Raw genomic sequence first — 12,266 nt, 5'->3', positions numbered from 1 at the left:
GCCGGGCACCGCTAACCAATGAATAAGCTTTTACGCTATACCCGCTGGTTGATGGTGCCGATTGCCGTTGTGCTGCTGCTTGTACTGGCGGATCGCCTGTGGCCGTTGCCGCTGAAGGAGCTGCAGCCAGCGCGAGTGGTTGTAGCGGAAGATGGCACGCCGCTGTGGCGCTTTGCTGATGCCCAGGGCGTCTGGCGTTATCCCGTTACGCCAGAAGACGTTTCCCCTGATTACCTGCAAGCGTTACTTACCTATGAAGATCGCTGGTTCTGGTATCACCCGGGTATTAATCCCTTCTCGGTTATCCGGGCCGCCTGGCAGGATCTGAGCGGAGGTGAGATCGTTTCAGGCGGCAGCACGCTAACGATGCAGGTTGCCCGACTGATTGATCCCCACCCAAGAACCTTTACCGGCAAGCTCTGGCAGGCATGGCGCGCCATGCAGCTGGAATGGCATCTGTCCAAGCGTGACATTCTGACGCTGTACCTCAACCGTGCGCCTTTTGGTGGCACGGTAGAAGGCGTCGGCGCAGCAAGCTGGACCTGGCTGGGTAAGCCTCCCTCGCAGCTAACCAAAAGCGAAGCCGCATTGCTGGCGGTGTTGCCACAGGCACCGAGCTGGTTGAGGCCCGATCGCTGGCCAGAGCGGGCTCAGGCCGCGCGTAATAAAGTACTGGAAAGAATGGTCGCTCTGCATGTCTGGCCGAAAGAGCTGGTTGAGGAGATTTATCCGGAGCCTGTCTGGCTGGCGCCAAGGCAGATGCCACAGCTGGCCCCACTGCTATCCCGCCGTTTACTGGCGATGTCCAGCCAGCAAAAGATCGTCTCAACGGTCGATGCCGCACTGCAGCGGCAGATAGAGGCGCTGGCGTCAGGCTGGAAAAGCCAGCTACCGCCGCGCACCTCAATGGCTGTCCTGGTGGTCGATCATGCCACGATGAAAGTGCGGGCCTATCTGGGCTCGGTCGATCTGGACGATGACAGCCGCTTCGGCCATGTGGATATGATCAGCAGCATCCGCTCGCCGGGGTCGGTTCTGAAGCCTTTCGTCTATGGCATGGGGCTGGATCAGGGGCTGATCGCCGCGGAATCGCTGTTGCAGGATGTCCCACGCCGTTTTAGTGATTACCGGCCGGGAAATTTTGATACCGGATTTCACGGCGCCGTTAGCGCCAGCGAAGCACTGACCCGTTCGCTGAACTTGCCTGCGGTGCAGCTGCTGGAGGCGGTCGGGCCGAAGTTTCTGGCTGCCAGCTTGCGCAATGTGGGCCTGACGTTGCGTTTCCCGCCGGCAGCGGAGCCAAACCTGTCCTTAGTTTTAGGTGGGACCGGCGCGCGAATGGATCAGATTGTTGCGGCCTACAGTGCCTTTGCCCGCAACGGGCTGGCGGCAGGATTACGCTTTATGCCGGAACAACCGCTGGTGGAAAGGCCGTTACTCTCTCCCGGCGCTGCGTGGATCGTCAGGCGCATCCTTGCCGGGGAGGCCAAACCCTTAGCAGACAACCTGTTACCGGGCGTTGTCCCGCTGGCGGTGAAGACCGGGACCAGTTACGGCTACCGGGATGCCTGGGCCATCGGCGTCAATCCTCGTTATCTGATCGGCGTGTGGGTTGGCCGTCCGGATGGAACACCGGTTGCCGGGCAGTTTGGCTTTGCCAGCGCCGTACCGGTGTTGAATCAAATCAATAATTTGCTGATGACCTCACCCGGTTTTCGCGGTAACTGGTTACCCGTCGAACCGCGTCCTGCGACGGTCTCCGCCGGATCGCTGTGTTGGCCGGGTGGACAGGCGTTACCTGAAGGCGATAGCAATTGCCGGCAGCTTAAGCAAAGCTGGATTCTGGAAGGGACGACACCGCCCACTTTACTGGCGGAAGGACAGGAAAATCTGGCAGGGCTGCAACAGCCAGTATGGATAAATGCCGCAGGCTTGCGCGTGGCAGCGGATTGCCCGCAGGCGAAGGGGGCAAATGTGGTGTTGTGGCCATTACCGCTGGAACCCTGGCTGCCGGTGTCTGAGCGACGGCAACAGCGGTTGCCCGCCGTGGATCCCCGCTGTCCGCCACTGGATAACGGCAGTGCGGTTCCTCTGATTTTAACGGGCGTTCGCAGTGGTCAGCTGTTGCATCGTCTGCCAGGTAAAAGTCAGCTGGATGTGAACGTCACGTCGCAGGGAGGCCGCGGAAATCAACGCTGGTGGTTCCTGGACGGCAGTGCGCTTCCGCGCCCAAACCGGCAAGACACCGTAAATTTGTCATTAGGTAAAGCCGGTAGCTACCAGCTAACGGTGCTGGATGAGGGTGGACAAGTCGCCTCGGCAACTTTTACTGTGGAGTGATTCCGCTTGAATGCGATAAAACCGCTAAATAATTGTGGGTTTATAGATCGCATTTTTTTATTAAATTGTTGAATCTCCGATAGGCAAGGGCGGCGATGCCCCCTATAATCGGCGCCATTTTCCAGGCCGGGGAGCCTTTTCACCGGCCAAACTCGACATCAAACAGGGGTCCATATGACTATCGAACGTACTTTTTCTATCGTTAAGCCGAACGCGGTGGCAAAAAACGTTATTGGTGCCATCTTCAACCGTTTTGAAAGCGCTGGCTTCAAAATCGTTGGCAGCAAAATGCTGCACCTGAGCAAAGAGCAGGCTGAAGGTTTCTACGCTGAACACCAGGGCAAACCGTTCTTCGACGGTCTGGTAGAGTTCATGACTTCAGGTCCGGTTGTGGTTTCTGTGCTGGAAGGCGAAAACGCCGTTCAGCGTCACCGTGACCTGATGGGCGCAACTAACCCAGCTAACGCACTGGCAGGTACTCTGCGTGCAGATTACGCTGACAGCTTCACCGAGAACGCGACCCACGGTTCTGACTCTGCTGAATCTGCTGCCCGTGAAATCGCCTATTTCTTCGGCGAAGGTGAAGTTTGCCCACGCACCCGCTAAGATCGTTACTACAGGGCGAATAGCGCCGGGCGTTTACAATTTATTTTGCAGACGCGCTTTAACCTGTCGCTACACGCTTGTATGATAATGCGCCCCTGACCAGCCTGGCTGTCAGGGGCGCATTACTTTACCTTCCATTCCCCCAGAGCCATAACGTGTAATAACGAGGCCAGAGAATATTATGTCTGAACTAATTGTGAGTCCGTCGTCCGAATCTCCTGTCATTGCCACGCCAAAAACAGAAAAAATCAACCTGCTCGATCTGAATCGTCAGCAAATGCGCGAGTTTTTTGCCAGCATGGGCGAAAAGCCGTTCCGCGCCGATCAGGTGATGAAGTGGATGTATCACTACTGCTGTGATGATTTCGACGAGATGACCGACATCAACAAGGTTTTCCGCAACAGGCTGAAAGAAGTTGCTGAAATCCGCGCTCCTGAAGTCGCAACCGAGCAGCGCTCGACCGATGGCACCATCAAATGGGCGATCACCGTTGGCGGTCAGCAGGTCGAAACCGTGTACATTCCGGAGAAAGACCGCGCCACCCTGTGCGTCTCTTCCCAGGTGGGCTGCGCGCTGGAATGCAAATTCTGCTCGACGGCGCAGCAAGGCTTTAACCGCAACCTGCGCGTGTCTGAAATTATCGGCCAGGTATGGCGTGCAGCAAAAATTATCGGTGCCTCTAAAATCACCGGTACGCGCCCTATTACCAACGTGGTAATGATGGGTATGGGCGAGCCGCTGCTTAACCTGAACAACGTTGTTCCGGCGATGGAAATCATGCTGGATGACTTTGGTTTCGGTCTGTCCAAGCGTCGCGTCACCCTGTCCACTTCAGGCGTGGTTCCCGCACTGGATAAGCTGGGCGACATGATTGACGTGGCGCTGGCGATCTCCCTGCATGCGCCAAACGACACAATTCGTGACGAAATTGTGCCGGTTAACAAAAAGTACAATATCGAGACGTTTTTAGCCTCGGTGAGCCGTTATATTGCTAAGTCCAATGCCAATCAGGGCCGTGTGACCATTGAGTACGTGATGCTGGATCATGTGAATGACAGCACCGATAACGCACACGAGCTGGCGGCATTGCTGAAAAACACCCCATGCAAAATCAACCTGATCCCATGGAACCCCTTCCCGGGCGCTCCTTATGGTCGCAGTTCGAACAGTCGCATCGATCGTTTCTCTAAAGTGTTGATGGATTACGGATTTACCACTATTGTGCGTAAGACGCGCGGTGATGATATTGATGCGGCCTGCGGACAGTTGGCCGGGGAAGTGATTGACCGTACCAAGCGTACCTTGCGTAAAAAAATGGCCGGTGAAGCGATTTCTGTGAAAGCGCTCTGAAACCTGAACGTTGGCAGTGACCCGTGCTGTCCGCCCTGATGTGAAAAGCGTACCATACGCTTAACTCAAATCAGGAGGTTGCATGGGTAAAGGATTCCCGTTCTGGTTGGCACTGTTGCTTGTAGCAGGCTGCCACTCGTCATCGCAACGCAATGAACTGCTGCAGACCCGACTACAATTGGGGCTGGATTATCTGGCCCGCGATAATTTATCTGCTGCCGGGCGCAATCTGCATCAGGCCGTGGTGCTTGCACCGACGGATTATCGTGTTCAGCTGGCGATAGCGCGTTTTTACCAGCGATCGGATAACCCGGTTGCCGCCAGCGAGCATTATCAGAAGGCTCTGCTGCTGGCAGGACAAAACCGTGATGTAATCAATAATTACGGTGCGTTTCTCTGTAGTTTAGGGCAGTATGATGCGGCTCAGCAGCAGTTCAGCAAAGCCGCTGAATTACCTGAAAACGGCGTGCTTGCCGATGCGCGTGAAAATGCCGGTTACTGCTACCTCCTTGCGGGGGAACAGGACAGGGCACGGACCGCATTGGTTGAGGCAACACAAAACGCTGTCGACAAGGGAAAGGCTCTGCTGGCAGAAGCCGAAAGGCGATTTGGAAAGAATGAGCGCGAGGTATCGCGGCTCCTTTTAGATGTTTATCAACGCAACTTTTCAGCCACGGCTGAGAGTTTGTGGTTAGAGATTCGCTTCGCCGCGCTGGCGCAGCAACCCGAAGGCGTAAAGCTTGCCGGGGCGCAGTTGGCGCGAAATTTTCCACAATCGATACAGCACCTGCATTATTTAGCTAATGAATACTGAAGCCACTCAAGATAACTCAGCAGTAAATTCAACAGGCCAGCGCCTGCGCAGTGCCCGTGAGCAAATGGGACTGACTCAGCAGAACGTTGCTGAACGCCTTTGCCTGAAACTTTCCACCGTCCGTGATCTTGAAGAGGACAAGTCGCCTGCCGATCTGGCGTCGACCTTCCTGCGGGGATATATCCGTTCTTATGCCCGTCTGGTACACGTACCTGAAGATGAACTGCTGCCGATGATGGCTAAGCATTCACCTGTTCGTGCTGCCAAAGTGGAGCCGATGCAGAGTTTTTCTTTGGGCAAACGTCGCAAAAAACGCGATGGCTGGTTGATGATTTTCACCTGGCTGGTCCTGTTTGTTGTCGTCGGATTGACCGGCGCCTGGTGGTGGCAAAACCACAAGGCTGCTCAGGACGATCTGGTGTCGATGGCCGATCAGAACGCGGGAACCAGTGGCGATAATAGCCAGTCGATCCCGCTGGGTGACAGCAGCAATGACAACACGCCGGCCGATAACTCGGCCGCTCAAAGTGTTCCTGCTGACGCTTCAGCCCAGACGCCATCAGCTTCGGCGCCAGCAGCAGCCAGCGCACCTGCGGCAACTCAGACCCCGGCAAATAATGCCGCGGCTTCTTCACAGCCTGTTGCCGTTTCGCCTTCTCAGGCGCCAGTGGACAACACGGCCAACAGCCAGATGCCAACCGGATCTGCAGGCGTTAGCGCGCCTGCTGCCGACGGCAATGCGCTGGTGATGAGCTTCGATAAAGACTGCTGGCTGGAAGTCGCCGATGCAACAGGGAAAAAACTGTTCAGCGGAATGCAGCGTAGTGGTGGTAAACTCAGCCTCGCCGGTAAAGCGCCATATCGTCTGAAGATTGGTGCGCCGGGCGCCGTTCAGATCCAGTATCAGGGCCAGCCGGTCGATCTGAGTCGTTTCATCCGTACCAACCAGGTTGCTCGCCTGACAGTCGGTGCGCAATAACGCATCTTTCTGATCGCGAGTAATTGTGGAGAAAGAAGACTATGCATAACGCAGCACCCATTATCCGTCGCAAATCTACGCGCATTTACGTCGGCAAGGTGCCAGTGGGCGATGGTGCACCAATAGCCGTTCAGTCCATGACCAACACGCGAACCACCGATGTGGCGGCGACGGTCAATCAAATCAAAGCGCTTGAGCGTGTCGGTGTCGACATTGTTCGCGTTTCTGTTCCTACCATGGACGCCGCTGAGGCTTTTCGCCTGATCAAACAGCAGGTCAATGTCCCGCTGGTTGCTGACATCCATTTCGACTATCGCATTGCCCTTAAGGTTGCCGAATACGGCGTTGACTGCCTGCGCATCAACCCAGGTAACATCGGCAATGATGAGCGTATCCGCCAGGTTGTGGACTGCGCGCGTCACTACAACATCCCTATCCGCATTGGCGTGAACGCCGGCTCGCTGGAAAAAGACCTGCAGGAAAAGTATGGCGAACCTACGCCACAGGCCCTGCTGGAATCTGCCATGCGTCATGTCGATCATCTGGATCGCCTGAACTTCGATCAGTTTAAAGTCAGCGTTAAAGCCTCCGACGTGTTTTTGGCCGTTGAGTCTTACCGTTTGCTGGCTAAGCAGATCGATCAGCCACTGCACCTTGGCATCACCGAAGCCGGTGGCATGCGTGCTGGCTCAGTGAAATCTGCCATCGGTCTTGGCCTGCTGCTCTCAGAAGGCATTGGCGATACGCTGCGTATTTCGTTAGCCGCCGATCCGGTGGAAGAAGTGAAAGTCGGCTTCGATATCCTCAAGTCCCTGCGCATTCGTTCACGTGGTATCAACTTCATTGCCTGCCCAACCTGTTCACGTCAGGAATTTGATGTGATTGGCACGGTGAATGAGCTTGAGCAGCGGCTGGAAGATATTGTGACGCCGATGGATATCTCCATTATCGGCTGTGTGGTGAATGGCCCGGGTGAAGCGCTGGTTTCCACCCTTGGCGTCACCGGTAGCAACAAGAAAAGTGGCTTATATGAAGACGGCGTGCGCTTGCGTGAACGTCTTGATAACAACGACATGATCGATCAGCTGGAAGCCCGCATCCGTGCTAAAGCCACGATGATGGACGAAAGCCGCCGCATTGCTATCCAGCAGTTAGAAAAATAAATCGCATTTACGGGTTGGCCCGAAGGCCGGAGGACAGAGTTTACTGACTTTCTGTCCCGGCCCTTTTAACCAGCCCCAGAGTTAAGAAGAGAAAAAAAGTGGCGAAGAATATCCAGGCTATCCGTGGCATGAATGATTACCTCCCCGCGGAAACCGTCGTATGGCAACGCATTGAGCAGATCCTCAAGCAGGTGCTGGCCAGCTATGGTTACAGTGAAATCCGCCTGCCGATTGTAGAGCAGACCCCTTTGTTCAAACGCGCCATCGGTGAAGTCACCGACGTGGTTGAAAAAGAGATGTACACCTTCGAAGACCGCAACGGTGAGAGCCTGACGCTGCGTCCGGAAGGCACGGCAGGTTGCGTACGTGCCGGTATCGAACATGGTCTGCTGTACAATCAGGAGCAGCGTCTCTGGTATGTGGGACCGATGTTCCGCTACGAGCGTCCGCAGAAAGGCCGTTATCGCCAGTTCCATCAGATGGGTGTGGAAGTCTTCGGTCTTCAGGGCCCTGACGTTGATGCTGAGCTGATCATGATGACCGCGCGCTGGTGGAAAGCGCTGGGCATTTCTGAACACGTTAAGCTCGAGCTGAACTCAATTGGTTCACTGGAGGCGCGTACTAACTATCGTGATGCGCTGATCGCTTTCCTGGAACAACATCAGGACGTGCTGGATGAAGACTGCAAGCGCCGTATGTACACCAATCCGCTGCGTGTGCTGGACAGCAAAAACCCGGATATTCAGGCGTTATTGAACGCTGCACCGGAGTTGAGCGAGTATCTGGACGCTGAATCACGCGAGCACTTTGCTGGCCTGTGTGAACTGCTGGACTCGGCGGGTATCGCCTATACCGTTAACCAGCGTCTGGTGCGCGGGCTTGATTACTACAACCGCACCGTCTTTGAGTGGGTGACCACCAGTCTGGGCTCACAGGGCACCGTTTGTGGCGGCGGCCGTTATGATGGTCTGGTTGAACAGCTTGGCGGTCGTGCGACCCCAGCCGTCGGTTTTGCGATGGGGCTGGAGCGTCTGGTGCTGCTGGTTCAGGCAGTTAATCCGGAATTTGAACCGACGCGAATTGTCGATGTCTATGTTATCGCTTCGGGTCAAGGCGTGCAGTCAGCCGCCATGCAACTGGCCGAGCAGATTCGTGATGCAGACCCGACACTGAAGTTAATGACTAACTTCGGCGGCGGTAATTTCAAGAAGCAGTTCGCCCGTGCGGACAAGTGGGGCGCTCGCGTTGCACTGATGCTTGGCGAAGATGAAGTTGCCAACGGGCAGGTGACTATTAAAGATTTGCGCAATGGCGAGCAACAGACGCTGGCGCAACGTGATGCTGCAGCCACACTGGCAGCGATGTTGAAATAAGCCAAAAGCGGTATCGCGGTTTTAAAGGAGAAGGTTTGCGTGGAAGTCTATAGCAACGAAAACGAACAGGTTGATGCGTTACGCGGTTTCTTTGCCCAGAACGGTAAAGCACTGGTTATCGGCGTCATTATTGGTATTGGTGCCCTGGCCGGCTGGCGCTACTGGAGCAGCCATGAAGATGGCAGCAGCCGTGAAACCTCCGCAGCTTATCAGCAGGTGTCTGGCGCGCTGGACAGCAGCAAGCCAGAAACGCTGGCCGCTGCGGCCAAATTTGCCAGTGAAAACAGCAACACCTACGGTGCGCTGGCTTCTCTGGACGTGGCCAAGCGCTACGCCGACGGCAACCAGTTGGATCAAGCCGCAGCCCAGCTGCAAAGCGGCCTGAAAGATACTAAAGACGCGAACCTGCAAGCCGTGTTGAATCTGCGCCTGGCGCGTATTCAGCTGCAGCAGAAGAAACCTGATGAGGCGGTAAAAACCCTCGATTTAATCAAAGGTGACGGCTGGACAGCTATCGTGGCTGACGTGCGTGGTGAAGCCCTGCTCAGCAAAGGCGACACCAAAGGCGCCCACGATGCCTGGAGCAAAGGCATTGACTCTGACGCGTCTCCGGCGCTGAAAGAGATGCTGCAGATGAAAATGAATAATTTACCCGGCTAAGTTTACCCGCGGTATAAAATTGCCTCCACAGGCTCAAGAGGGATTTCATGGAATTGCGTAAGATACTTCTGCCGGGACTGATTTCAGTCACTTTGCTCAGCGGATGTTCATGGTTTAGCGGTGAAGAAGACGTCGTCAAAATGTCACCGTTACCAAAAGTTGAAAATCAGTTTACCCCGGAAAAAGTCTGGAGCACCTCAGTAGGTGATGGTGTAGGTGATTACTACTCCAACCTGCATCCAGGCTGGGCAGACAGTACGGTTTATGCCGCCGATCGCCATGGCATTGTGAAAGCATTGAACGCGGGCGACGGTAAAGAACAGTGGAAAGTTGACCTGTCAGAAAAAACCGGCTTCTTCTCCAGCAATCGTCCTGCGCTGATTTCAGGCGGCGTGACGGTTGACGGTGGTCATGTCTACCTCGGTAGCGAACGTGCTCAGGTCTATGCCCTGAACACCAGTGACGGTTCCGTTGCCTGGCAGACCCAGGCGGCCGGCGAAGTGCTGTCCCGTCCGGTGGTCAGCGATGGCCTGGTATTGATTCACACCAGTAACGGCATGTTGCAGGGTCTGGATCAGACCAGCGGTGCCATTAAGTGGTCTGTGAACCTCGACGTGCCGGCGCTTTCCCTGCGCGGTGAGTCTGCGCCTACGGCAGCCTTTGGTGCGGCGATTGTTGGCGGTGATAACGGTCGCGTGAGCGCCGTGATGATGAACCAGGGCCAGATTATCTGGCAGCAGCGTATTTCCCAGCCAAGCGGCGCCACGGAAATCGATCGCCTGTCTGACGTGGATACCACGCCGGTGGTGGTCAATGGCGTGGTTTATGCCCTGGCGTACAACGGCAACCTGACCGCGATGGACCTGCGTTCTGGTCAGATCCTGTGGAAGCGTGAAATTGGCTCCGTGCACGATATGATCGTTGATGGCGGCCGTATCTACCTGGTCGATCAGGATGACCGTGTGGTTGCCCTGAACACCGAAGGTGGCGTGACCATCTGGCGTCAGAGCGATCTGCTGCACCGTAACCTGACCTCGCCTGTGCTGTACAATGGCTATCTGGTTGTCGGCGATAGCGAAGGCTATCTGCACTGGATTAATACCGATGACGGTCGTTTCGTTGCTCAGCAGAACGTCGACAGCTCCGGCTTCCAGACTGAACCAGTCGTCGCCAGCGATAAGTTACTGATCCAGGCAAAAGGCGGCGAAGTTTACGCGTTTACCCGCTAACTTCCACCCGCTGTTCTGGTCTTAAACGGCTCCTGATTCGTCAGGGGCCGTTTCGTTTTTCTCTGGGCGTGGTATCCTCTACGCCTTCAGCCTGCGTGTGCGTCAGCACTCTTTTTGTTTGTCGTGCATGAATAGTATGTATGTCAGGCGCTTAATTTTTGTCATGAGGCTTCAATATGGTACCTGTGGTCGCGCTGGTCGGGCGTCCCAATGTGGGAAAATCCACCCTGTTTAACCGTTTAACGCATACGCGAGATGCGCTGGTGGCGGATTTTCCTGGACTGACGCGTGACCGTAAATATGGTCGTGCTGAGGTCGAAGGGCAGCAGTTTATTTGCATCGATACCGGCGGTATTGATGGTAACGAAGAAGGTGTGGAAACGCGCATGGCCGCGCAGTCCCTGTTGGCGATTGAAGAAGCCGATGTGGTGCTGTTTATGGTTGATGCCCGTGCCGGCCTGATGCCTGCTGATATCGCTATCGCCCAGCATTTACGCTCGCGCGAAAAACCGACTTTCCTGGTGGCGAACAAAACTGACGGTCTGGATCCTGATTCTGCCGTGGTGGATTTCTACTCGTTAGGCCTGGGCGAGATCCATGCGATTGCTGCTTCTCATGGCCGCGGCGTCGCAAGCCTGCTGGAAGATGTGCTGGAGCCTTACCGCGAAGTCGTGGAAGAGTCTGCACCGCTGACCGAAGAAGAAGAGAACGCCGCTTACTGGGCTGATTTGGAAGCGGCAGAGCAGGGTGAAATCGAAGCAGCGGAAGCTGAAGACAACTTCAACCCGCTGGATCTGCCGATCAAACTGGCTATCGTCGGTCGTCCTAACGTCGGTAAGTCAACGCTGACTAACCGTATTCTGGGCGAAGACCGCGTGGTGGTGTTTGATGCCCCGGGTACTACCCGTGACAGTATCTATATCCCGATGGAGCGCGACGGTCGCGAATACATCCTGATTGATACCGCCGGTGTACGTAAGCGTGGCAAGGTAACGGAGACCGTTGAGAAATTCTCGGTAATCAAAACCCTGCAGGCTATCGAAGACGCCAACGTGGTAATGCTGGTGATCGATGCCCGCGAAGGCATTTCCGATCAGGATCTGTCGCTGCTGGGCTTTATCCTCAACAGCGGCCGCTCGCTGGTGATTGTGGTTAACAAGTGGGATGGCCTGTCACAGGAAGTACGTGATGAAGTGAAAGAGACGCTGGACTTCCGTCTGGGCTTTATCGACTTTGCGCGTGTACACTTCATCTCTGCTTTACATGGCAGCGGTGTGGGTAACCTGTTTGAATCGGTCACCGAAGCCTATGACTGTTCCACGCGCCGCGTGAACACCTCTATGCTGACCCGCATCATGAACATGGCTGCTGATGACCACCAGCCGCCGCTGGTCCGTAGCCGCCGTGTGAAGCTGAAATATGCTCACGCCGGGGGATATAACCCGCCGATTGTGGTTATTCACGGTAATCAGGTGAAAGATCTGCCGGATTCCTACAAACGCTACCTGATGAATTACTTCCGCCGTTCGCTGGAAGTGATGGGTACGCCAATCCGTATCCAGTTTAAGGAAGGCGATAACCCGTACGAAGGAAAACGTAACCTGCTGACGCCAAATCAGCTGCGCAAACGTAAGCGTTTAATCAGCCATTTGAAGAAAAAGTAAATTAGATATTAAGGGAGCCGCCTGGCTCCCTTTTTTTATTCCCATTATTTTATTCCCGCCTCCGAATATCAAAAAAATCACTTCAGC

Annotated in this window: 10 protein-coding genes; all 10 read left to right on the top strand. The window is 55.2% G+C overall.

All coding sequences use genetic code 11. From position 1 onward, the window contains the following. The first annotated feature begins 18 nt into the window (after window positions 1-18). The 10 genes from pbpC to der all read left to right on the top strand — a co-directional run bounded on the left by pbpC (window position 19) and on the right by der (window position 12,179). Window positions 19-2,340, top strand: a complete 2,322-nt coding sequence (gene pbpC / locus EBC_RS18595) for a peptidoglycan glycosyltransferase PbpC (protein WP_013203397.1) — start codon at window positions 19-21, stop codon at window positions 2,338-2,340. A 174-nt stretch (window positions 2,341-2,514) separates the two neighbouring features. Continuing rightward, window positions 2,515-2,946, top strand: coding sequence for a nucleoside-diphosphate kinase (ndk, locus tag EBC_RS18590; RefSeq protein ID WP_013203396.1), 432 nt, complete (start codon window positions 2,515-2,517; stop codon window positions 2,944-2,946). Window positions 2,947-3,127: 181 nt separating this feature from the next. Beyond that, complete coding sequence (locus tag EBC_RS18585) at window positions 3,128-4,297, top strand: bifunctional tRNA (adenosine(37)-C2)-methyltransferase TrmG/ribosomal RNA large subunit methyltransferase RlmN (protein ID WP_013203395.1); 1,170 nt, start codon at window positions 3,128-3,130, stop codon at window positions 4,295-4,297. A gap of 82 nt (window positions 4,298-4,379) precedes the next feature. Continuing rightward, window positions 4,380-5,111, top strand: a complete 732-nt coding sequence (gene pilW, locus EBC_RS18580; protein WP_013203394.1) for a type IV pilus biogenesis/stability protein PilW — start codon at window positions 4,380-4,382, stop codon at window positions 5,109-5,111. Beyond that, on the top strand, window positions 5,101-6,090 hold the full coding sequence (rodZ, locus tag EBC_RS18575; RefSeq protein WP_013203393.1) for a cytoskeleton protein RodZ: 990 nt from the start codon (window positions 5,101-5,103) through the stop codon (window positions 6,088-6,090). The genes pilW and rodZ overlap by 11 nt, the downstream gene beginning before the upstream one ends. A 41-nt stretch (window positions 6,091-6,131) precedes the next feature. Next, window positions 6,132-7,253 (top strand): flavodoxin-dependent (E)-4-hydroxy-3-methylbut-2-enyl-diphosphate synthase, encoded by a 1,122-nt coding sequence (ispG, locus tag EBC_RS18570; RefSeq protein ID WP_013203392.1) that lies wholly within the window; start codon window positions 6,132-6,134, stop codon window positions 7,251-7,253. A 98-nt stretch (window positions 7,254-7,351) separates the two neighbouring features. Next, window positions 7,352-8,626, top strand: a complete 1,275-nt coding sequence (gene hisS, locus EBC_RS18565; protein WP_013203391.1) for a histidine--tRNA ligase — start codon at window positions 7,352-7,354, stop codon at window positions 8,624-8,626. Window positions 8,627-8,665: 39 nt separating this feature from the next. Beyond that, a complete protein-coding gene (locus EBC_RS18560; protein ID WP_013203390.1) occupies window positions 8,666-9,286 on the top strand; it encodes a YfgM family protein in 621 nt (206 codons plus the stop codon). 47 nt (window positions 9,287-9,333) lie between these two features. Continuing rightward, window positions 9,334-10,515 (top strand): outer membrane protein assembly factor BamB, encoded by a 1,182-nt coding sequence (bamB, locus tag EBC_RS18555; protein ID WP_013203389.1) that lies wholly within the window; start codon window positions 9,334-9,336, stop codon window positions 10,513-10,515. 176 nt (window positions 10,516-10,691) lie between these two features. Beyond that, window positions 10,692-12,179 carry a ribosome biogenesis GTPase Der gene (gene der / locus EBC_RS18550; protein WP_013203388.1) on the top strand — a complete coding sequence of 496 codons (1,488 nt, stop codon included), beginning with the start codon at window positions 10,692-10,694 and terminating at the stop codon, window positions 12,177-12,179. The last annotated feature ends 87 nt before the right edge of the window (window positions 12,180-12,266 follow it).

Origin of the sequence: Erwinia billingiae Eb661 (assembly GCF_000196615.1) — a bacterium.
Taxonomy (GTDB): domain Bacteria; phylum Pseudomonadota; class Gammaproteobacteria; order Enterobacterales; family Enterobacteriaceae; genus Erwinia; species Erwinia billingiae.
This window is presented reverse-complemented; position numbering and strand designations above follow the sequence as displayed.